We start from the raw sequence: 24,570 nt of genomic DNA, 5'->3' as shown, positions 1-24,570 counted from the left end.
TTTTGTCTCATGTCTCATATCTCACTACTTAACACTAATCCTTGGCTTTGCCGGCTTTTTCATTCCTGCGCCGAGATAAAACCCAGTATGTGCTGGCTGATTGTAGCCCACATTTTGCCACGCGACGCTAAGACGGTAAACAGGATCGTGCATCAAGGTATAAAAACGGTATTCCGTAGGAATGGTAGTGCTGAAAATTCGTAGCTCACTGCCATCGGCAGTTCTGCCGATCAGCTCCTCGCGCCAGTCACCAAAGATATCCGCGCACAAAGCCGGATTGGATTTAGTACCGTTGTTTTTGGCCATGTAGTAATCCTCTCCTGTAAAAATCCTTTCAGATCGCTCGTTTTCAAAATCCCACTTGTCGATATCCACGCCATTAAGGATTTCCCTGAGCAAATCTCCGTCCCACCAAATGCCCATATTGCAAGAGCGGGGCTTTTTGTCAGATATCATTTCTCCCTTCACATTCCAAAGGCCATGCAGTCCCTCTCCGGAAGCCCAGCTTTCATAGCCTTGGTATCGCGGATCGATGTCTATGGCCAGTCCACGGCCCACGTCAGGAGAAGGATAAGACCAGATAATTTCACCAGTGGCCGCATCCCTTAGATTGGCACCATGCTCATGTTTTACATGTTCATGGATACCAAAAACCTCCATCCCAGGATGCTCTGGATCAATATCCGAAAGATGTAAGGCATCTCCATGCCCAAGGCCTGTGGTGTAAATCCCAGTCCCGTCATCATCGATCGCCATGGCTCCAAATACGATTTCGTCCTTGCCGTCCTCATCGATATCTCCCACAGACAGGCTATGGTACCCTTGGCCTCCATATGGCTTGTGTGTGGGATCACCATCTTCGCTGTCAAAAGTCCACACCTCGGAAAGCTCTCCATCCCGCCAATTCCACGCTGCCAACACCGTACGGGTATAATAGCCACGTGTCATGATCAGGCTGGGCTGCTCCCCGTCCAAATACGCAATGCCCGCCAAAAACCGGTCCATGCGGTTGCCATAGCCATCGCCCCAAAGGGACTTGAGTTCATCAGTGGTAGGGTGTAATTTTCCAGGGTATCTTGGTGGAATATAATCCGTCGTCGCCAGCGCTTTACCGGTCAGGCCATCAAAAATCGTCAGGAACTCGGGGCCTTCCAGAATATAACCATCATCATTGCGCCAATCGGCTTTGGGGTCACCAATAACCGTCCCCAGGCCATCCGTGGTGCCATCGGCCGTTTTACAGGCCACTTCGGCCTTGCCATCCCCATCCAGGTCATAGACCATAAACTGCGTATAATGTGCACCATCCCTGATGTTTTTGCCCAAATTGATCTCCCAGAGCATGTCCCCTTCGAGGGTATAGGCTTGCAAGATCGGCGGGTCAGTCAGTCCCTTGTGGGAATTATCGTGTGTCCTGCCGGCTTGATGCAGTACTATTTCATATTGTCCATCGCCATTGAGGTCGCCTACGGAAGCGTCATTTGGCATATAGCCTTCTGGGGTTTGGAGGGCTATGGAAAGGTACGCTTGGTTCCAGACGGCTGTTGGCTTGGATGCTTTTTGTTCTTCTCCATCAATAATCGGCCTCACCTCATAAGAAACGTCACCACCTACTGGTGACTCATCCAAAAAACTACTGGTTTTGGTGAGTGGAGTGGAATTGAGCTTTTTGGCATCGCCGGAAGAAGATATCGAATACAGGTTGAAGCTGATCTCTTCTGGTTCAGTACCCAGCACCCGCCAACTAACAAAATTACCGCCCTCGTTGGTCGGAATCGCCACAAGGCCTCTGTCCAAGGCTTCCATCTGCCGTAGGCCTTGGGCAGATGCTAAAAACGAACTACAAGTGAGTGAAAGTAGAACGGCAAGGTGCATTACCTTGCCGTTTTTTAATAAGTTGGTTAACATGGTTTATTCTTCTATGGTGGAAATTTCAACATTCATATCTTGATGATTTCCTGTAAAGTGCTGTATCTCGGGGCGAAAATTTGCCGCCAACACACAAAGCAATATAGTGGCCAAATAAACCAACAATCTAACCTTCCAGCTTAGGCCGGACTTTCCATTTAGATTAACGTACTTTTTCATCTTTTTGGGTGATTGTTAATATTGGCATAATATAATGCTTTCCACTTACAGTACAAACGATTGCATTAATTCTTTACAGCTATTTTATATACATTTTTGTGCAGTTTGAATTTACTGGCTTTCACAACATAAGCCCTTTCAAGTTTTGGAATCCTGAAAGGGCTTATATTGTTTTTTTACTCTTCCCAATGAAACGGCAAGAACCAGTCACCGGCCATTAGCTTAGCCCTTACACCGGCTGCACGGGCCACGGTTTCTGGATTATTGGACTTGGACATTTTATCATAGACCCTATCAGCCAGCACCGACGGATCGTTTGCGCGCATCGCCATTCTCAGCAATTGTGGCCAGCGATGTCCTTCGAAGGCCAGCTCCAATGCGGATTCATCTATGATCAATTCCTCTGTCCAGTCCCTTTCCGCCTGAACGGTGGTAATATCTTCTGGAAGTACTACCGGAGGTAAATAAGCCCTTCCACGAATTCCTTGATGCCGATACCAAGTTCCTCTATAGTAAGGGAAATCACCTTGTCTGGCATCGAAATCATATGGATAAGACAAGTACAGGGTGTTTTGCACATCCGTCACGTCATCTCCAGAAAAGTCGTCGGGAGTATAGGCTGCGCTTAGGCTTTCATTTACCAATGCCCTCGCCAATTTAGGGAGCTCATCAATACTGTTATCACGATTGGCCGCCTCGGCATATTTCAAGTGAACAGATGCTGCCCTTTCCAAAAACCATTTGCCATCTTTTACTAAAGGGGAGGTCATGGGATTATAATGGAAAGTATATTTTGCCACTTCGGGATAATCCGTTTCCCAATTGTTTGTGGACAATGCCCCTCGCGCATCAAACTCAAAATTATTCCATTGAGTCTGCTCATGCCATAGATCCAAGACTTCCTTTGAAGGCTTGAGCTGATATTCTCCGTCACCAGAATTGGCAAACAAACGTACAAAAGGATATTCAGGAGCAAAATCGCTATCATAGTGCATGATCCACACCCACTCAGTCATCTCATAACGTTCCCCAGATGCCATTCCAAAGATGCTTCGCCACCCGTCAGTGTTATTATCATTAAGGGTATTGATATCATTGTCCTTACCGTATTTCACGTTGAACTTAGAGCCTCCACCCCAAGACATTCTATAGCGATCATAGTAATCGTTATTGGACGGTCCACCCTCAGTAGCAGTTTCCATTATATCTCGATAATTGGCGGCTGCCTGCTGGTAATTTCCCTGCCACAGGTACAAATCAGCCATCAACACCTTCTTGTTGATGAAAAAAGGCAACATGTTATACCCATCATAGTTCCCTACTAGACCGACATTATTCGGATAGGGATCCATATAAGGCAATGTTTCCATAAACTTCACCAGTTCGTCCACTAGCTCCGGTAAACTCAGCCTTGGAGACAAGGAAGGATTATTCACATCATCGATCGACTCCAGGGATTCGGTCACATAGGGCACTTCCCCAAAGTGAATGCCCACCTGTAAGTACACCCAAGAGCGAACCGCACCGATATCCGAATACCGCTGGACATATTGCTCTTCAGTGATCCGCTTTTCATCGCGCATTTTCTCCAAGCCTTGCAATGCATCATTACAATTTATGATGATTTCATAGAAGGGCTTGGGATCAGCATACTTGTTGTTATCGGATGCCACGACCGAGTGATTGCTCAGGTCCACCAAATCCGGATCGGCCATCATCGTGGCCTCCAGCAGGTCAGCCCTTACCTCATTGAGCACGACATATTGCTCAGCAAGCCTCATCAGCTTTCCATATACTCCTATGACCGCTGCATCCGCATCAAATTCATTTTGGTAATGGCGGTCCTTGTCCAGCTCTGCCGCAGGCTCTACCTCCAGCATATCCGAGCAGGAAAAAAGCCCTAAGCCCAGCATGGCCATTCCGAGGTATCTCTTGACTGGAATATGTATCATTTTCATCGTTGAAGCTTTTAAAATTCTTGTTAACTTTTCCATGATTACAGTCCGATTTTGAGGCCTAACAATACACTGGTGAACTGCGGGGTGAGCCCCACATCTACTCCCTGGCCAAATACGCTACTGGTGTAGCTGAATTCCGGATCATAGCCCAAGTAATTGGTAAAGGTCAGCAGGTTTTGCCCAGAAGCATAGACATCGATATTTTTTACAATGTCACCATCGATCGGAATCGTGTAATTCACACTGAGCGTTTTCAACCGCAGATAGGAGCCATCCTCAATCCAGCGATCTGAAAAACGGCTGTTGCCCATTGGGTCCCCATAGGCCAGTTGTGGCATATTGGTTTCCTGTCCCTCCGCTCTCCATCGGTTTCGGACACTGACCAGTTGGTTTTCATACCCGGACATGCTTTCCAGCTCGTGACGGACGTAATTATAAATATCATTGCCAACACTAAAGGAAAAAGCAGCATCGAAGGTAAACCGCTTATATTCTGCGTGGGCAGAGAAGCCGCCGTAAAAATCCGGGTTCGGATTACCAATAATCGTTCTGTCCTTTTCATCGATGATGTTATCATTGTTTTGGTCCACAAACTTCACATCACCTGCACCGAATGCTCCCAATGTACCATCCGGCAAATAAGTACTCAGCCCAGCGGTACTGGCCTCTTCTGAAGTACTGTAAACGCCCTCAGTCTGATAGCCGTAAAACATGGAGGCCGACTCACCTACAGTGGTGATGACTTCTCCACCTGCCACTTGGGTGATTCGCTGATCATAAGGCAGTTCCTTTATTTCATTTTGATAGGTACCCACCTGCGCGGCCAAGGTAAGTTTTACATCCCGGTCAAGCACCCTGGCAGAAATCCCCAAGTCCACCCCGGTATTGGTCATTTCCCCACCATTGGCAAAGTAATAATCCATACCCGTATAGGCTTGCAATGGCTGAAGGGTCAGCATATTGCTGATGGTGTTTTGATAAACATCCACACTAAAACCGAATACCCCATTGGCCGTGGCCAAGTCGATCCCGGCATTTACCTTGGAATTGGTCTCCCACTGAATGGCTTCGTTGGCCAAGTTGTTACGTACCAAACCCTGCAAGGCAAGCATATTGCTGCCTGTGTACGTCTGAAGGTATTTATAATTGCCAATGCCATCATTCCCTGTCTGACTATAACTCAGGCGAAGCTTCAGCAGGTCGAGGTTTACCCCGGACATAAAATCTTCAGAAGAGATTAACCAAGCACCCTTTATGGAAGGGAACACGCCAAAACGGTGGTTGAACAAGCCAATCCCATCGGCAGTTTCTTTTCCAAAGCGGCTAGAACCGTCCACGGCCACATCCACATCCAAGAAATATTTGTCGAGATAGCTGTAGTTGATGTCTGCATAATAACTCATCCATATCCAATCGCCCGCATTTGCGTTGGCATTGTTCAGGGTAATTACCCCGGAATTGAGCGTGATCAAGTCATCCGTACCGGAATTATAGGCGAATCCCCTGTCCTCCTGTAGCTGGTTGCTATTGTAGCGAAAGCCAAGGCCTACATCCAGGTCATGCGCAAAGCCAAAGGTGTTGGTATAATCAAACCGTGTATCGCTGTACGTGCTAAAAAGTCGCTGCACCTGACCCCCGATTTCATTTCGGATCTCTGCATTGGGGCCTTCGATCTCGTCCGTGCCCAAGTCCGGGATAAAGTAGGACTCCCGATTCTTGTCGATGGTAAGCCCAAACAATGTCTGCAAGCTAAAATGCTCATTGAACTGGTACTTGGCATCATACGAACCAAAGAACCTGTACCGCCTGTTTTGGCCTGACATATTCTCCACAATTGCTCTCGGGTTACTAATGCCCAAGGAATCCACATCGCTAAAATTGGGCGATTGGATGCCTTCGTCGGAATAAATATTAGGCGCCAGGAAAGGGGACTTGACCAATCCCAAATACAATGGACTGACCGCCTCAGCCCCATAGCCATATTCATGCAGGTTGTTCACCGCATAGGAAAAGGACATATTGGTACCGGCGGTCAACTTTTCGGTGATCTGAAAATCCGCATTGAACCGGACGCTGGAGCGGGACATGTCTTCCATGTCCATGATACTATTACTTTTCAGGTGTCCCAGCGAAAGTGCATAGCGGGCGATATTGTCCCCTCCGGACACTTTGATGTAGTAATTCTGGTCATAGCTGGTCCGCATCACCTGATCCTGCCAGTTGGTATTGTTGTGGTAATTGTAATACCCCAACGTATCTGGTGTTTCATTCAAATACCGATTGCCGATGACCTCATTGGTAGTCAGTCCGCTGCTTGCCAGCATTTCTGCATAATAAGGCTTAAACTCATCCGCTTCCATTACCGGCAGGTTTTTGGGCTTGATGTTCACACCTCCGTAGGTATGGAAATCAATTTTGGTCGTCAAGTCCTTCGCCCGTGAGGTCGTGATCAGCACCACGCCATTGGCACCCTTGGTGCCGTAAATGGAACCTCCATCTTTTATAAAGGTGATGTTATCGATATCCTTAACGTCCAGAAAGGATAATGGATTCGAAGTATAACCGTCAAGGATCGAGCCTTGGTAAGCATCCATGTCATAGATCATACCGTCCACGACCACGAGCGGCTGCGTACTGGCATTTAAGGATCCCAATCCGCGGATAAACATGTCCGCGCCCATTCCTGGGGTACCGGCCCTTCTGATCATGTTGACCCCGGCGGCGGATCCCTGTGCAAAAGTCTCAGGGCTATTGGCCTTTAGCTTGGCCGCAGCGGAATAATCCACAGAGGACACCGCTCCCGCCACCTGCCTGTGATCTATTTCTTCATATGGCAACTGCACAAAACCGCTGCCAGCAGCTGCCAATTCCATATCGGTCAGGGCTATTTCCAATTGATCACGGCCTTTTAGGGGAATCTCCTTCACCAGCTGGTCTCCGAAGTTCACTCGAATGGTCGTCGTATAGGCGGGCACCATCAGTTCGAATTCGCCATTGGAATTGGTAAAGGTGGCCGAGAGGTCCTGATAGGCAATGCTGAGTCCTTCTAGCGGTTCACCTGTCCTTTTGGAGACCACTTTACCCGTCACCTTTTCGATCAGGTATTCCATCTGCTGGTTGGGCTGAACCTTGACCTCTTCTGCCTCTTGCGCCCATAAGCTACCGGCAAAACCCATTTGCAATGCCAGCGCCGCTGTACAAAATTTCTGTATATTTTTTCGCTTCATCGTTTCTAATTTTGGGTTTATTCAATTACCGGAACCAAACGTATATAATCCAGCACAAGGCTGTTCCAGTCGTTACTGGTCGTCGGATAAGACTGCAATAACAACCTGAGGTCACCATAATTTTGCACCTCATGCTGTCCTACATAAACCTCTTCATACGTATTGGGAACCACATACATCAAGGAGAACAACTCGTTCTGAACTGAGTCCACCGCAATACGCTGCTCATTTGTTCTCGGGATGTAATCATCATTGACTGCCCTCCAGTAGATATCGTACTTGGTAGAGTGCGCCTGAGGGACTTCATACCGAACGCTATACCCCGCAATGCCGCTATTGATCACCAGCAGGTCACGGTTATTGGAAGCCCAGTTTCTTGCGCGGACATTTACCGGGCCGGATCCATCACTCAGCCCGTCATAATATTCTCCCTCGATTTTGATCTCCGGGATCTTGTCCGAAAGCTTGTAATCAAATCCGTCCATCAGATAGACCACGCCATTGGAAGCATTGATCTTTTCCACCACTTGGTCTTCATGGAAGGCCACCTTTACACTGTCCACAGAAAGGATCGTGTCGGGTACATTGTCATAATAGGCCGTCGTAAACACCAGGTCTTTGGAAAGTCCCAAGGAAAGGGGCATCGAAAGCATCTCTGTTTCGGGAAGGGTATCCTTAAAATAAGGCTCCATGGCCGACTTGAATGTCGTATAGGCATTGTCACTCAAGAGAAAAAACGTGTAGGTACTGTCTTCATTGGCCAGGTCCGCCACGTCATATGCAAAGTAATTGTACGTTTCATCGGTCAGGGTGTCGGTTACCGTCATCCCTGTCACCAGCTGGCTTACAGGGTTATCCGACTGTTGCTGCACGATCTCCCAGACATTTTTCCTTGGCTCCAGATAGCTGTCGATTTTATACAGGACGCCGTTTTTGGACAAGCGATCGGCATAATCAAAGCTTGCCGTCTGGTCCACGGAGGTGATGCTGTTTTGGCGCAGTACATTGACTTTGTCATTGAGCATTTTTACCCGGATGGGAGCCTCTTCGGCTTGGTAGCTGAGACGCTGTTGGTAACCGATGTGGTTACCAACAAAGGTCCTGAGCGCTTCCTCGTTTCCGGTAATGCTCTCCGGCAAATTCTGCAGGGCGGCATTGCTGGGCGCCCAAACCGAATAGGAACCGGATGCCACCTGCTTGTCCAGCCCGCTCTGCTCCAGCAGTGATGCAAAGGTGCTTAGGTCCGCATCTGCGCGGATCATTTGCACCAAGTTATTGTTCAGGTCTTGCGTGGCCTCGTTATGGTCTGCCCACTGGTCGGAGCAGGAAAACAGCCCTAAGGCTACAAGGCAAAGCAAGAAGTATCTATATCTTTTATTCATTGTCGTTGCGATTTGGATTATTAATCTCTGAAAGCCCATTATTCCTCCCCTTCATATACCGGTGAGCCATCTACGGCAAACTTGGGATAGATCTGGTTATCACCTTCTGGGATGAAGTGGATCATATCCAGCCACAGACCACCACTACTTCTCCCGATACCGGTCACTCGATCAAAACGAAGCATATGCTCTCCAGTAGTGGGCACTTCGATGGTCCCGATAAACCTGCCCATGATCCTGCCCCCATCGGAGCCTGCGGTCAGGTATTCTTTCCAGCCCCTGGACTCCAGCTCATCTTCGTTCATATCCGTGGGAGCCTTAATGGTCGTATCCAGTAGTCGCGCTCCAGGAATATCCTCTCCATTGAAGGTGACTTTCAGCTCACAGCCGTTGTTCCATTTATCGCCATGATGACAGATCCAGAGTTTATACCTTCCTTTTACCAAGGTGGGGGTTTTGATTTCTGCCGCCGTTAAACGATTGCCTTGAAGCTCTATTCGTAAATAGTCTCCAAATGCATAATAAACTTGGTTTAGACTAGGCGGGTAATAATTTACCATGGCATCTACATAATTTCCTTCCCAGGACATCCCTGCCAATTCTCCAAGTTTGAACGTATAGTTTGGTGCACCAGGCACTCTAAAAACCTGCGTCAGCTGACGAATCTCCGGCTGCTCGGCCACATCCCAATACACGGCCGTAGGCGCACGTAACTTGATCGCAAAATGGTTCTCCACACTGTGTACGACGCCATTGGTCACGGAATTGTCACTTTGGGCGCGTATGATCGGGGATCCCGGTTCGTGGACACCGAAGAACGTGTCGTCGTTTACCAGCACGTCCGTGCCATCCAGCTTAATGGTCACCACTTCCTGTGGAGCCTCGGTGGGATGTGCCGTGGCTGTCAATAAATCTGCGATAAACTTGATATCCGGCATCACATGATAGGCCACGTATAGGTTCAAACTGTCCGAAGGATTGGTCGGATCGCCCGTTTGGGACAGATCATTCTCCAGGTCCTGGTAGGAAGCATAGCCCGCGGCTGCCAAGGTCTCGTCTGACTCTGCCAAAACGGTGTACCACTGTCCTTCTTCTTCGACATTCAGGATATCGTACCAGCCCGTCTCTTTCAGCACCTGTGAAAAAACAGAAAACTGTTGGTTTTCTTCCAGCCACTGGGCCACGGTCTTGGTCGGTGGTGAGAGCACATTGTCTATCGCATGGACAAAGCCATTGCCCACTTTGATGTTGCTCTGGATGATATTGGCCTGACGGTTTACCCTGGTGTAGGTCTCTCCGTCTGCAAACTCCGCCCCGGTCACCAGGTACTTTCCGTACTCCGTAGGAACCGGCAGTTTTCCATCCGTAAAATCCGCCGTGGACAAGGTGTCCGTCAGCAAGTGAAAGCGGACGATGTCCTTGGCTTCTTCTTCACCAAGGCCATCCAAGCTAAGGCCGTTTTCTTCCAAATAACCATCTACCGCCTCATTATTCGGCGCAAAGAAGGTGTAGGTACCATAAGTGCCCAAAAAACCTTCGGTATTGGAAATTTCCAGTATTCTGGAAAGGTTGCTGAACTCATCCGGGTGCTGCCTCAGGTACCCGCTGATATTGGTATCCTCCGTGACGTTGATATTGGACGGAGGATCAAACTCACAACCTACCGCCGCCAAGCCCAGCAAAACAAGCACCACAATGCTGCTTCTCATGCTCCATAAGGTATTTATCTTAAAGGTATTCATCTTCGATTATTTTTAGGTTTATTTGAGGTAGTAAGGATTCTGCTCCAGCAGTGGATTGGCATTTAGCTCCACATTATAAATGGGAAGGTAATGGCTCCGTGTATCCCTCAGCTGGTTTAAAATCGTGCTCAGATTGGTTTCCGGCGCATTGGTAATGGCCGCATCCAACATCAAATCCAGATTGGCATAATCGTCCATCTTGGATACCCTCAACAGGTCAAACCACCATTTCCCCTCAAAGGCCAACTCCCTGGCCCTTTCGCGTAGGACATAGCGGATGACGTCATTGGCACTGGATGGGGAAGGGCTCTCCTCGGTAGCCTGTATGGCTCCGCCTCTTTCCCTGATCTCCGCTACGATTTCCAGTGCTTCTTCTCCTCTTCCGATTTGGGAAAGCGCTTCGGCCTTCATCAGCATCACATCGGCAAGGCGATAAACGATCCAGTTCGCATATGAGTCGGTAGGCTCACGGCGCTGGGTTTCACTCACGCCAATGTATTTCCATATTTCACCGCTGCTTTTCAGCGAAGCATCGATACTTCTCAAATCCACCTCTTCGGGCCTGTCAATGCTAAACCCGAAATTTTCTTCCAATACCGATGGATAGGCCAAAAACCGGGTAACCCTGGTGGTACTGAACATGTCAAAAAATGTATTGGACTGCGGTGCTTCGTATTGTATTTCGAAGATACTTTCTACGGAATTGCCTTCCACAAAAAGTGCCCGCATCCAGTTTTCCTGTGTCACCAGGGCATAAGGCCCTGCCAGTACTTTATCAGCAGCTTCTGCGGCGGCTTCATAGTTCTGCATCCACAGATACACATCCGCTTGAAGGGCATTTACGGCATAGCGGGTCATCCTGCCCTTACTGGCCTGAGGTGTTTCATGCTGCTCAAAGATGTCGGCCTCTGCCATTTCCAGGTCTATTACAATCTGCTCCAGCACCTCCGCTTGGGAGGACTTGGCAATGGTAAGCTGATCTTCGTCACTATCCACTGCTTCAATGGACAATGGCACATCTCCGAAAGTCCGCACCAGATAGAAATACATCAACGCCCTTAAGGCCCGGGCTTCTGCCACATAATTATTGAGGTCTTCCTCCTTTAAGGTCTCATCTGTTTCCAAGGCTCCAGGACCATTATCGATCACATTATTGCAAAGGTTAATGGTTCCGTACAGACCTGACCAATCCGCGATGTAATTGGTGGATTGGATATTGCCAAACACCACTTGAATGTCACCATCCCTGGCGCCAGTACTGGGTGCGATCATATAGCCCCGAAGCTCTCCCCAGAGAAACATCCGCTCGGGAAGATGGTATCCCCTATAGCTTCCATTCAGGGAGGCATAAGCTCCCATCAAGGCCGAGCGCACCTGCTCCTTGGTCTTCCAAAAATCCTGCTTTACTACACCGTTTTGCGGACGCTGATCCAGCCAACTGTCACAGCTGGTCCCTGCCACGATCATCAGTGCAAGCAACGTATAGGATATATATTTTTTAAACATCTTTCTTTCTTTTTTTAATGATCAAATTAGAACCGCACGTTTATGCCCAAGGTGTAGGTCTGTGTAGGTGGTGTCCGCGCATTATCATACCCAATCTGGAAAAGTCGATTGGCATTGGAACTCGTCAGTCCTACTTCTGGGTCTTGGCCGGTATAGCTCGTCCAAGTGTACAGGTTCTCGGCCGTCAGGTAAAAGCTCAAGTCGCCGAGTCCTGTTCTGTCCAAAAATGGCCTTGGCATACCGTAGCGAACCGTCAGTGTCCTGAATCGCATAAATGAACCGTCTTCCACATAGCGATCAGAGCCCAGCCAGTTATAGCCATTACCGATCAGTGCCCGCGGCATGTCCGTCTGATCACCTGGTCTTCTCCACCGATCGAGCACAGCCTTGTTCTGATTGCCATATCCGTACATATTCTCTGTCTGCATCTTGGTACTGTTCACGATATCCACACCATAGCGGAAATTGAAATACCCGGATATTTGGAGGTTTTTGTAGGTCACCCGTGGCCCAAAGCCACCCGTCAATTTCGGATTGGCATCACCCAGCCATACGATGTCTTTATAGTCGATATTGCCATCGTGATTGATGTCTTCGTACATAGCATCCCCCGGCTGAAATTCATAAGCTATGGTCGGGTACGTAAACATCATCGGTACCGGATCGCCATTGGGACCGGTGATGACATTGCCATTGGCATCTGTGGCCAACGTGGCTTCACCATCGGTATAGACGCCTTTGTATTTAAAACCGTAAAAAGATCCCAGCGGATTGCCTTCCTGAATGGTCACGAAGTAGTTCCCATTGGACTGCATCGCTTCCAAGTTGTCGGTTTGGTATAACTCGGAAATGGATTGGATGATGTTTTTATTCCTGGCAATGTTAAAATCAAAGTTGATCTTCAAGTCTCCCTTTTGGTAAGGAGTGGTAAACACCGACAGCTCCCAGCCCCTGTTATCCATCGTGCCAATATTCATGTTTACACTGGAAAATCCTGTGGTGCTCGGTATGCGAAGGTTGTCCAGAAAGAGGTCGGAAGTCCGCTTTTGGTACCAATCAAATCCGACAATCACACGGCTTTGAAGGATTTCCAAATTAAGCCCCAAGTTGGTCTGGGCCACATTCTCCCATTTGAAGTTGGTCAGTTCCAGGTTATTGGGCACGACACCGGTTTCACCAAGGTAATTCCAGTTCAGGTTAGAGAAGGTGCTGAAGTGTACATAATCCCTTCTTGGTGTATTACCGCTCTCTCCATAACTCGCCCTCAAACTAAACTCGTTCATCCAGGTCAAATCCTCCATAAACGGCTCACCGGACACCCTCCATCTACCGGAAATACTTGGGAAGGTTCCCCATCGGTGGTTTTCACCGAATTTGGAACTTCCGTCCCTTCTGATAGAGGCATTGACAATATAGCGGTCCAAGAAGCCGTACTGCACATTGGCCACCATGCCGATAGACCGGGAGATACTCGTCCCGGAAGAAAGGAAAACATTGTCATCCCTGTTTACCGTCCCTGGTACCTGCAAGAATGAGGAAGCGGAATTGGTTGTGTTCACGCCATACCCGTCACTTCTGCCTTCATAAGTGGTAAACAACAGCATAGCCATCAAACTGTGATCCTCACCCAACTCTGGCGTATAGTACAGTTTGTTGAAGGTCTGGGTAATCAGGAAATCCGTGTCGCTTCCCGAAGCCACGTTGACATTCTGGTTGTTCATCGGAAGGCCAGTGGCCACCTGCGGCAAAAAGCTTTTCCTCTGTGTATTATTGATGTCAAAGGCTACATCCGACTGAAACATCAGGTCAGGACGAATGTGGTATTGCAAAGTAAACTTCGGAATGATCCGGTCACTTTCTGTCCTGTTCGTGGCTTCATTGGCCAGTGCCAGTGGGTTGTAGGTACCGGGGAAAGCTCCCTGGATGTTACTGGCCGGAGAGAAGTAATTTGGTGTCAGGTTACCGAATTCGTCATATTCATAAGGAGACATGTTGGGCATCTTCTCATAAGCAATGCCCCGTACGCGGTCTTGGCCGTCATTGTCGTTTACCCAGTTTCGGTCCGTCGTGGACTTGGTGTAGGCCAAGTCCGTCATCACACGGATTTTCTTGGATACAAGGTAATCTAAACTGATCCTAGTCGCAAAACGGTCAAAGCCCGTTCCTACCGTGGTACCTACCGAATTGTTCTTATTGACCGAAACCCGGTAACGGGTCTTCTCCCCACCACCTGACAAGGCCAGGTTATGGTCGAACATATAGCCTAGTTGTGTGATTTCATTGATCCAGTCAGTATTGTTTCCATAATTATAGAAGTAATAAGGATCTTTCGGATCGTATGAAAACTCTTTGTTGGAAGAGATGTTCAAGGGTACTCCGCGGCTGTTCATAAAGCCTTCGGCAATCAGGGTGGAGTACTCATCACCACTGAGCATCGGAATCTGATCCGGCTGCTGGGTCATGGCTCCCCTGAAGGAGTACGTAATGGTCGGCTTGCCTTTGCTCCCCCTTTTGGTCGTGATCACCAGCACCCCATTGGAGCCTCTGGATCCCCACAGTGCCGTGGCCGCCGCATCCCGTAGTACGGTGATGGACTCGATATCTGCCGGTGCTACGTTCAGTAGCTGCGCATATTCCTGCTCATTGGCATTGGCAAAGTCAAAAGAGGAGGTGTTGGTCTGGAAAGGAATCCCGTCCACCACGATCAGTGGCTCTGATGAGCCGTTGATGGAGGTGGTACCCCGGATCCTAATGGACATCCCAGCGCCCGGATCACCCGAGTTGGACACAATGTCCACACCGGCCATTCTTCCTTGCAGTGCCTGATCAATGGATAGGGCCGACATCTCCTCGAGCAATTCCGCATCCACTCGTGTGGCGGAGGAGGTCAGGTCCCGCTCATCGATCTGCATCATGCCCTGATCGATCAGCTTATCGGCAGTCACTTCGGCCACATCCAAGTCACTCACTTGAAATTCGATGGGCACATTGATTTCAGACCGTCCATTGATGGGAACAGTTACTGTTTTATAGCCAATAAACGAAACACGGATGAGGTTTTGCTTGCTGCTTACCCTCAGGGAAAAAGCACCATTCACATCAGTGGCTACCCCGCGGAGTGTTCTTTCGTCATTTCGATCCACCTCTACCACCGTAGCGCCGATGATGGTGGAGCCGTCTTCTTTGTCCGTGACTTTTCCTTTGACGATTTCCAAGGTTTGGGCGGGCTGTTGCTGTGCCCGGCTATATCCCGAAGTGGTCAAAGTAAGCCCCACGACAAACCACAACAGTTTCTTTGTAAAATTCTTCATAAGAAATATTTTGGTTATTGGGGTTAGTTGCTTTCTAAAACGCGGTCAATCTGATGCAGTACTGCATAACTGGCCAGCACATTACTGTTAGGAATGTCCACATTGGCCACATTGCCCTGGAGGTCTGTCACCGTCATGGTGTAAGGAGGCTGAAAGCCATCGGCACTGTTGTCGATCACCACCTCTTTGATTTCACCGTCCAAGGAGGCCAGTAGCGTACTGAAATCCTCACCGTTTTCGCTTACGATTTTCTTCCCATCAGGTACAATGGTATTTCTGGGCACAAAATGGTACTTCAAGAAGGCCGCAATTGCCTCTCGCTCTGCCGCATCACCGGTCATAGGATCCGCTGGCAGGGTACCGGCCGCTACCGCTGCGTCTATCGCTTCTTCACTAGGCACCAAAACGGTAAAAAACTGTCCCGGAGACACGCCTTCGATCTGTAAGGTTGCCGCGTCATATATGGAGGAATTCTGCAGGTATTCCGCAAATTTGGCAAACTGTGGTGTCTCTAGGATGATCTCTGCCAGCGTCTTTTCGGTGTAGGAAACCAATCCTTCTGTATAAAAATCACGGCCGTTTACAGCCTCATACGTTTCCTCTTCATTGACATCGATGTATTCACCGCTTTCGACATTTCCTGACGCGAAAAACTGACCGTTTTCATAACGGATATATTCTCCACCTAATGTTTCCATGATGCCTTCACCTGAAATATCTTCCAGTTCATCTGGACTCTCCAGCTTAATGATGCTCATTTCCAACATTCTTATCAACCGCTCATAGGCCTGAGAAGCAGATCCATTATAGGTCCACACATCACGCCCGCCCGGATCGTACACAAACCCTGCATCGTTGAGCTGCTGATTGGACATCAGGAGCATGGCAAAATTCTGCCCTGGATCAGAAACGGTAAACCGGTAGCTGTTCAGCAGCTGCAGCATGATGCTGTAATCAGGATCCAAATAAGGTCTGCTGTAAACGGTAAAGAAGAAATTTCCTTGCTGCACTTGGTTGGTACCATAAAAAAGGCCATTGCTCAGGACTTTTCGCTCTACCAGGTCCGTTTCAGCATCAAAGCGCGCTTCTTCATTAAGTAAGTTGGACACCAAGGTAAATCGGCTTGGCCATAGGGCCGTCTGCCACATGTGCATATTTACAAAATCAAACAGGATCGGATCAGGCACATTGGCAAGTTCCCCGTAATACTCCAAGAGCACTTCATCCAAAAACTGCTGAAGGGCTTCGTTGTTGGGTGCAAAAAGCGTCCAGCTATCAGACTGGGCATCATTGCCTCCAGTCAGGAAGTTCTCATTGTTAGGCGCAAAAGCATACGTTCCTGTGTAAGACTTCACATAGACGGGGCCAGACAAATCATACACCGGCGCAAATCGCTCGGTGAGTTCTGGATAGGTCGTCCCATCGTAATTGACTGCGGTATTGTTTTCTTCATTCCTGAAGTCCATTTCCAGAATAGACTTAAAAAGGCTGTATTCAGGCTTACCCTTCAGGTAGTCTGCAATATTGGGCATCGGCTCTATCACCCGGTCCACGGTATGGATATAACCGTTTTCTGCGGGAACATTAGACTGCACAACATTGGCATTGGCCACTTGGGCACCCGAATAAGGCCGATCATAAAAGCCTTCAATATCATCTGCCGTCAGATTCAACCTGTCCAGGTAATGCTGCACGTAATAAGGAATGTATTTGTTGTTGTTGTCATTGATGTTGTAGGTGGCCACGCCATTTCTATTGGCATCCACCACATCTAGCTCTTGCCCGTAAACATCATCCTTATAAACGCCCTTATAATAGGCCGTCTTTCTTCTGAAAGCAGAAGAAAGGGTGTCATTACCAGGACCGGTTTGGTAATAGCCCAGATCCCTCATGCTATAGGCATTGTACACAAGGGAATAGGTAACGATTTCATAGGCCTTCTCCTCAGAGATATCATCAATACCGCTGAGGCCGTTTTCTTGAAAATATTGCTCAAAGGCTTCGTCATTGGGAGCAAATACGGTCCAATAGCCCGCTGAGCTGAGGGTTTGCTTGTATCCGGCCCTATCCACCAAGGCCAGGTAATGGTCAAAGTTTCCCCGAAAGCGAACAGAATCGGAAAGCACCTGATAAACCGGCCCTTCCAGACCTTCTGGGCGGGCGTAGTACTCATCGAATTCTTCCTTGCATCCAAACAGGAAAACCCCTGACAAGCAAAAACTCGCAAAAAGCAGTTTTGTAAAGTTGTTCATAGATTATTGAGGTTTTATTGTTAATCAACTCTTCGTCACTTCAAAAGCAAAACGGAATTCGTCTATAATTTTATTTTGACCAAACAAGACACGAATACGCGTTTATTTCCTAAAAATGACACTAATCGAAATTTAAAAAAGTTATCCCCCGTAAGTGTTCTGGTTTATACTGGTAGGCGTATTATTTACACTTATTAAAATGCAAATATTATATTGAAAAAATGAATATTTAGGCTATATAAATACTGACTAAACGCACAATAAAATCACAAACATCCGTTGCAATATAAGCATATACACTGCTAAAACGATTATTTGGTCCTTAACCCCTATTTTCCAGCTAGGTATTTTTCTACCATAACCTTATACTATTTTTGCACTACGCGACAATGGATCATGACGAAAAAAAAACTAAAATTACCCCAATTTCGCTCTATGAGTCATCGCAACAGGGAGCAAAATTGTAAAACCTAGTCCAGCAAGTTCAGTACAATATTTATATGGCAAAGTGCTCAGCAATAGACAAGAGTGATGAGATCGCTACTGGGACGCTGCAAGAAATTATTCAGGGGAGCAAACCCGCTTTCAATGCCGTTTGGTAAAGAGCGGTTCCCCGTATCACATTTTTCATTAAATCGAGCTTCTTTCTTACTAACCTGAGCTCGACTTAATTTTAGTATTAAAAGCGTCATAGCGAACCCTTTTTAGGAGGATGTGGGTTGGAAAAGGGTGTGGCAACTCGCCGCGGCGAGCTGCCACGGCTTCCACCCGCTCAGGCCTACCTCTAAGCCTCACAGTGACGATTTTATAATCGAACTGAGGTTACTACTAAACAGGTGGCATTACAAATGCCTTTCTCAGCAGTCCGCATTTCAAATCCAGACTAGTGGGTACCTCGCTGTTATAATCGTCTGGGATGAATGGTAGGCCACAAAGGCGCTAGGAACCTAAGGTTTTTAGAAATGAAAAAACCAGCTGCACAATTCATTTTTGCAGCTGGTTTCCAGTTTATATGATTGCCTACTGTTGGGCTGACAGCAGAATTATATTCTTGGCTTACATCAAAACCAACCTGAGAATTTCCTCAAAATATACCGACTTGGCCTCCTCTGTAAGCTGCCAATAGTAGGATTCACCCTCATCAGCACCGAAGCCAAAGTATGTCCTCGGTCCAGCAGGAGATTCCCCAGCGCCAGAGTAGAACTCCACCCCTGCATCAAAACGGACGTAGAGCACGGCACCACCTTCATCACTGCCGCCACTGCCCGGCGCAGTCGCAGCCATTACCTCTCCATTGGAAGCGGTATTGATATAAAGAAGGTTTGCTGGAGGATTTACCCAAGGGAGGGTATTATCCTCGGCAATGGTCACATCATCAAACACCTCATCCATGGCATCTGAAATTTGGGCGGTCACCACTTCACCACCTGTAGGGTTAAAGGCCGCTGGATTTCCGTTATTGTCAAACCAGTTTAGACGGTTATTCCTGCCCATCCATTGGGAGTTTAGAATTACAGGCACCGTTAATGAATTCCATACCACTTTATTGTCTCCAGCAAAATCCGCAGAGCCACCACTACGCCCAATGATGACCAAATCGGCAGCATTAAGCATATCGATATCTTCTTGTGGAGCTGTATTAAATGATGCGTTATAATACGTGCTTATGTTGAAGCCTTTTTCCCGTAGCCATTCTATTTGTGCGTCGTCATTTGAATCGTCCGTAACAAACACAATCGTATATAGAGAAGTATCAATCGGCACTTCTACGGTAATTTCCTGACTCGTCTCTACCACTATACCATCTTCATCCGTGGCTGTCAGCATTACAGTATAGGTCCCGGCATCCGCATAAGTATGGCTAGGGCTCTCCTCGGTAGATGTACTGCCATCACCAAAATCCCAGGAATATGTGACTACATTTTCAGAGGTATTGGTAAAGTTTACGGTCAGGCCATCATCCTCAGCGATAAAGTCAGCCATCGGTGGTCCTACCACGGTCACCTCTTTGGTGATCTGCACGGTAGTTCCGCCGGGAGCAGTACTGTACAATATTACCTCGTAAGTTCCCCCCTCCTCATAGACATGGGTAGGGTTTTCCTCTGTAGCGGTATTACCATCACCAAAATCCCAAGAATAGGAGACAGAATTTTCGGATGAATTGGTAAAGTTTACGGTTAGATATTCACTTTCAAACCCAAAATCGGCCTTTAGGTTTTCAACAATCGTAATATCCATATCGGCTTCCACAATGGTTCCGTCAGCTCCTTCACCGGTCAAAACGACGGTATAAATACCCGCAGCCTCATAAGCATGGTTGGGGCTTTCCTCTGTGGAAGTATTGCCATCGCCAAAATTCCAGGAATATGACGCCACATTTTCCGAGGCGTTGGTAAAAGTAGCCACCAACTCATTCGTAGCGGTGGTGAAGCTTGCTGTTGGTCTGACCGGCTCCGTATCATCCTCTTTACAAGATGTGAAAAGTACAAACGATAACACGAGGATCGCTAAATACCTTAATTTTCCATAATGGTTTTTCATAATTGATTATTTTGGGATTGAATTGAATTTTAACTTTTAATAAACCAGTGGGTATCAACGATTTCAATAACCGCTGGTGCTTCTCCTTTATACTGGGAACCCGTAATATTTGCCACTCATTAAATTAAAATGACAAATTTCAAATCAATTTATAATTAAATAAAAGCAAAACCGTTATGGACTGTTATGAAAGAAATGATTTTACCACTATTACAATATAATATTTGTAGCAATTGAGGTTTGAAAACATCCACCATCACTTCCCAATTTCCCCCCTTGGAAGCTTCGTGTTTGGGACCGTCGAAAGGCTGGCTTGCCAAGCTCCTGTGATATCGGCAATAAGGGCAAAACCAAAAAACCTTAGCTCGACTTATTTTTAGTATAAAAAGCGTCATAGCGAACCCTTTTTAGGAGGATGTGGGTTGGAAAAGGGTGTGGCAACTCGCCGCGGCGAGCTGCCACGGCTTTCACCCGCTCAGGCCTACCTTTAAGCCTCGCAGTGACGGTTTTATAATCGAACTGAGGTAAAAAGCAAACAATGCCTATATCCATAGTAAAAAAGCAAAAATTACGCTATTTTCGCTCAGGCACTCACTACAACCTAAGCGCAATGCCCAAGGCGTCTTCTACATACCTCCTCATCCTTTATGTCCTGCTGTGGGCTTTGACAGCGGAAGGCACTTATGGACAACAACTCCACTTGAAGTTTGACCAACTCACCGTGGACAATGGATTACCGCAAAATTCGGTATATTCTATCGCCAAAGATAAGTATGGTTTTATGTGGTTTGGCACTTGGGGTGGAGCGGTCCGATACGACGGGTACAATGTGCAGGTCTTTCGGGCAAATGAAAAAGACAGTACCGCCCTTTCAGATAACCGGATCAGTGGCATTACCACGGATTCGCTTGACAATATCTGGATCGAGGTGGAGCCTCGTGGAGAACTGTTTAAATACGATTATAAAACAGAAAGCTTCCAAAAGGCGGAAAAGGAACAGGTGCCCGACTATCTTCGGGATAAGTTGATCAAGCGCTACGGATATCATACCAAATACGCTTCCAACCAGCAATTTGAATGGCAGACATCTGACTATGGATTGATCCAAATCAACAAAACCACACATGATACGCTGGTGTATCATGCCGATGTCCGTAATCCAATGTCACTTTCAGATAATTTGCTAAAAGATGTTTACCTCGATGACAGTGGCCACTTATGGGTGGGGACCCAATCTGGAGGCGTGGACCATGCCGATCTCTATGACAAAGCCTTCAGAAACTACTATAAAGGCAGAAGGGGCGAGGGACTTATCGATAATGTGGCCCGCGCCATGTGCCTTGACAGGGCCGGGAGACTGTGGATAGGCTCCGAAAATCAGGGCATTACGATTCTATCCCCAGATTCAGCAGATCCGCAATATCGCTATGTGGACAGTAAGCACCTTACCGATCTTCGTATCAGGGCCATTTTTTGTGATTCAAAGGGAACCGTGTGGATCGGCACCAAAAAGGGGCTGTTTTATTATGAGCCAAACAAGAAAACTTTCACGCAATGCACCATGGACATGTGCCATCCTAGTGTCTTTGCCATCACAGAGGACCAAAATGGCACCATTTGGGTAGGCACCTTTTTTGGACTCGCCAAATACGACCAAGCCGCTGACAAGTTTCATTGCATTTTTAAGGAAGATGGACTGGCAGGAAACCAAATCATGGACTTGATGGTGGATCAGAAAGGCAAGCTATGGGCCGCCACCGAAGATGGCGGGGTGAGCTGTATCCGCCCCCCATTGGCCGATTCAAAGGAATTGGAGATCACCAATTATACCCATCAAACTTCCGATACCAATGGATTGCTCAGCAATCGGATCTTTTCGTTAACGGAAGACAGCAATGGCTACATATGGGCCGCCTCTGATGCGGGACTAAATGCTATCCTTCCTGACCGACAGTCCATTCAGCATTACAGTACACAAAATGGCCTCATAGATGATCTGATCATGGCAGTGGCGTTTGATGGAGAGCATTCCATTTGGGCCAGTCACACCAAAGGACTTTCCAGACTGGATCTTTCCACGCAAAAAATCCAGCATTTCAACCGGAAAGATGGCTTGCAAGGAAATGAATTTAAGCAAAGTGCCGTCTTCAAAAACCCCTCAGACAACAAACTATACTTTGGTGGCTCCAATGGCCTGACCACCTTCATCCCCTCCCATATCAAAACCAATCCCAACCCACCCAAAATGGTGCTTACAAGGCTCAGCGTAATGCACCAAGAACTCAACATCGGCACTAAGGTGCGGAACCGTGCCATTCTGAAAAGTTCATTGCAAGCCACCGATGAAATCACCCTTACCTGGTGGGACAAATCCTTCCAAGTGGAGTTTGCGGCCATTCATTTCTCCAATCCCTTGAGCAATAAATACAAATACATACTCGAAGGATATGATGATGAATGGATTACCACGGATGCCACCAGAAGGATCGCTTCCTATGCCAACCTGCCCGCCGGAAAGTACATTTTCAAAGTCATGGGTGCCAATAGTGACGGCGTATGGAGCAAGACTCCTGCTACTTTGCATATCGTCATGCTCAGCCCTTGGTGGCTCAGCTGGTGGGCCATTTGCCTCTACCTAATGGCTGCAGGATGTGTTGTATGGCTGGTTTATCGCTACCTGGATTCCAAAATCCAACTCCGTAAAAAAGAAGCCATCCACCAGTCAAAGCTTCAGTTTTTTACGGAAATATCACATGAATTCAGAACACCTCTGACACTGATCATCGATCCGCTGGAAAGGCTGATCCACGAAAAACCCAAAAAGCAGCTTGCCGAGTATTATTACCAGCTGATGCGAAATAATGCCCAACAATTGCTCATGCTCGTCAATCAATTACTGGATTTCCGAAAACTGGAAGCGGGAAAACTCCAGCTTCGCTTAGAACAAACCGATATGGTCGCTTTTGTGAAAAAGACCGTTGCCTCCTTCGAGCACTTGGCTGAGAAGCAGGACATTTTGCTAAGCATAGAAACATCCATCCCATCGCATCCGCTTTTCTTTGATCAGGACAAAATAACGATGGTACTCAACAATCTCCTATCCAACGCTCTGAAATACACCCCACGCAAGGGGAAAGTCCAGGTAGCCATCCACCCGAGTACACACTCAAAAAAAGGGGTGTTTATAGAAGTAAAGGACACGGGCCCGGGCATTCCCAAATCAGAACAAGAAAAGGTTTTTGAAATCTTCTATCAGGTAAAGAACGGTAAGCCAAAATCGGAAGGTTCAGGAATAGGTCTGGCCCTTACAAGAGAGCTGATCGCCCTTCATGGTGGTAAAATATCCCTGGAAAGCCATTTGGGCAAAGGTACTAAACTTGGCTTTTTCCTACCTGACACTCCATCACCATCGAATGAGCCTGCATCATCTCCTATGCCTGTTGATGACCTGCAGCCATTTCCTGCTCCCGCTGAACAAAACACTCCTTCCCCACACCGCAACAATATACCTGTACTGTTAGTAGTGGACGATAATGAGGAAATCAGAAACTATATCGTAAAACACTTCCAGGATCATTTCGCCGTCAGCACAGCCGCAAATGGCGAGGAAGGCATGTCCAAGGCATTTGACCAAATCCCGGACTTGATCATCAGTGATGTCATGATGCCGGATATGGATGGGCTACAGCTCTGCCGACAGCTCAAAGCGGACATGCGCACCAGTCACATTCCCATCATTCTCCTAACGGCAAGACAATCGGACACGGCCAAAACGGAAGGCTACGGAATGGGTGCTGACTCTTATGTCACCAAGCCCTTTAGCACCCAGGTCCTCATGGCCAGGGTGAAAAACCTGCTCGAACAGCGCAGCCATTTACAGGCCAAATTCTCCGCTGGAGACACCAAAGCCTTGGACACGTTTGGATCAAATCCCGTGGACAAAACCTTCTTGGAAAATGCACGCCAGTATATCGAAGCTCACCTGGATTCTGAAGATCTGGATGTCGATTCCCTTGCTCAAAGCCTGAACATGAGCCGCCCCCAATTTTATCGAAAAATCAAGGGCCTGACTGACAAGTCTGCGGCCGAATTCATCACTAGCTTCCGAATGGAAAAGGCTTCCTCATTATTGCTCAGTGGTGAATTTAACGTCTCTGAGACCGCCTATAAAGTAGGCTATAACCTGCCCAATAATTTTTCCCGGGCCTTTATCAAACACTTTGGACTATCCCCCAGCCAATATATCAAGAAAAAAAATAACCGATCTTAAATCACTGAATACAAACGCATTACAAAAACACCCCCTCTCTTATCATACTAAAAATGATAGGTTTTTGAACGATAATGATAAGCCTGATAACGGGGAATCAGCGATCTTTACATCAGTTTAGTAAGAAACTAAGCTTAGGGTTAATTACATCAGTAATGTCTCCATGGTTGGAGACCGATTGCCTACGGTTTGCCACGTTCAATGTGCTCATTAAACTCAATCAAACCATCGCATCGGCCACTACCATGGAGACTTTATTTTTTTATGCTTGCCCATCCATTCCCAACCATAAC

The 24,570-nt window shown here is 47.5% G+C and carries 11 protein-coding genes; 1 reads left to right on the top strand and 10 read right to left on the bottom strand.

Features of this window, described 5'->3' with window-relative positions; translation table 11 throughout:
- Positions 1-24: 24 nt before the first annotated feature.
- The 10 genes from FDP09_RS07500 to FDP09_RS24245 form a co-directional block, all read right to left on the bottom strand.
- Positions 25-1,908 (bottom strand): rhamnogalacturonan lyase, encoded by a 1,884-nt coding sequence (locus FDP09_RS07500; RefSeq protein WP_137402076.1) that lies wholly within the window; start codon positions 1,906-1,908, stop codon positions 25-27.
- 3 nt (positions 1,909-1,911) lie between these two features.
- A complete protein-coding gene (locus FDP09_RS23750) occupies positions 1,912-2,088 on the bottom strand; it encodes a hypothetical protein (RefSeq protein ID WP_187328820.1) in 177 nt (58 codons plus the stop codon).
- Between the two features lie 176 nt (positions 2,089-2,264).
- Positions 2,265-4,046: a RagB/SusD family nutrient uptake outer membrane protein gene (locus FDP09_RS07495; protein ID WP_137402075.1), complete on the bottom strand. Its 1,782-nt coding sequence runs from the start codon at positions 4,044-4,046 to the stop codon at positions 2,265-2,267.
- 38 nt (positions 4,047-4,084) lie between these two features.
- Entirely contained in the window at positions 4,085-7,273 is a 3,189-nt protein-coding gene (locus tag FDP09_RS07490; protein ID WP_137402074.1) for a SusC/RagA family TonB-linked outer membrane protein, read from the bottom strand.
- Positions 7,274-7,290: 17 nt separating this feature from the next.
- A complete protein-coding gene (locus FDP09_RS07485; RefSeq protein WP_137402073.1) occupies positions 7,291-8,655 on the bottom strand; it encodes a fasciclin domain-containing protein in 1,365 nt (454 codons plus the stop codon).
- 38 nt (positions 8,656-8,693) lie between these two features.
- Positions 8,694-10,397 (bottom strand): fasciclin domain-containing protein, encoded by a 1,704-nt coding sequence (locus tag FDP09_RS07480; protein WP_137402072.1) that lies wholly within the window; start codon positions 10,395-10,397, stop codon positions 8,694-8,696.
- Between the two features lie 18 nt (positions 10,398-10,415).
- Positions 10,416-11,903, bottom strand: coding sequence for a RagB/SusD family nutrient uptake outer membrane protein (locus tag FDP09_RS07475; protein WP_137402071.1), 1,488 nt, complete (start codon positions 11,901-11,903; stop codon positions 10,416-10,418).
- 26 nt (positions 11,904-11,929) lie between these two features.
- The gene (locus FDP09_RS07470; protein WP_137402070.1) at positions 11,930-15,214 is read right to left on the bottom strand and encodes a SusC/RagA family TonB-linked outer membrane protein; all 3,285 of its coding nucleotides are present in this window, start codon (positions 15,212-15,214) and stop codon (positions 11,930-11,932) included.
- Positions 15,215-15,237: 23 nt separating this feature from the next.
- Positions 15,238-17,466 carry a fasciclin domain-containing protein gene (locus tag FDP09_RS07465; protein ID WP_137402069.1) on the bottom strand — a complete coding sequence of 743 codons (2,229 nt, stop codon included), beginning with the start codon at positions 17,464-17,466 and terminating at the stop codon, positions 15,238-15,240.
- Between the two features lie 1,056 nt (positions 17,467-18,522).
- Positions 18,523-20,007, bottom strand: coding sequence for a PKD domain-containing protein (locus FDP09_RS24245; protein ID WP_137402068.1), 1,485 nt, complete (start codon positions 20,005-20,007; stop codon positions 18,523-18,525).
- A gap of 538 nt (positions 20,008-20,545) precedes the next feature.
- Between FDP09_RS24245 and FDP09_RS07455 the strand changes: the two genes are divergently transcribed.
- Entirely contained in the window at positions 20,546-24,277 is a 3,732-nt protein-coding gene (locus FDP09_RS07455) for a hybrid sensor histidine kinase/response regulator transcription factor (RefSeq protein ID WP_137402067.1), read from the top strand.
- Positions 24,278-24,570 lie beyond the last annotated feature (293 nt).

It is taken from the genome of Echinicola rosea, from assembly GCF_005281475.1.
In the GTDB taxonomy this organism is placed as follows: domain Bacteria; phylum Bacteroidota; class Bacteroidia; order Cytophagales; family Cyclobacteriaceae; genus Echinicola; species Echinicola rosea.
Note: the sequence above shows the minus strand (reverse complement) of the source record. Positions and strands in the feature narration are given on the sequence as shown.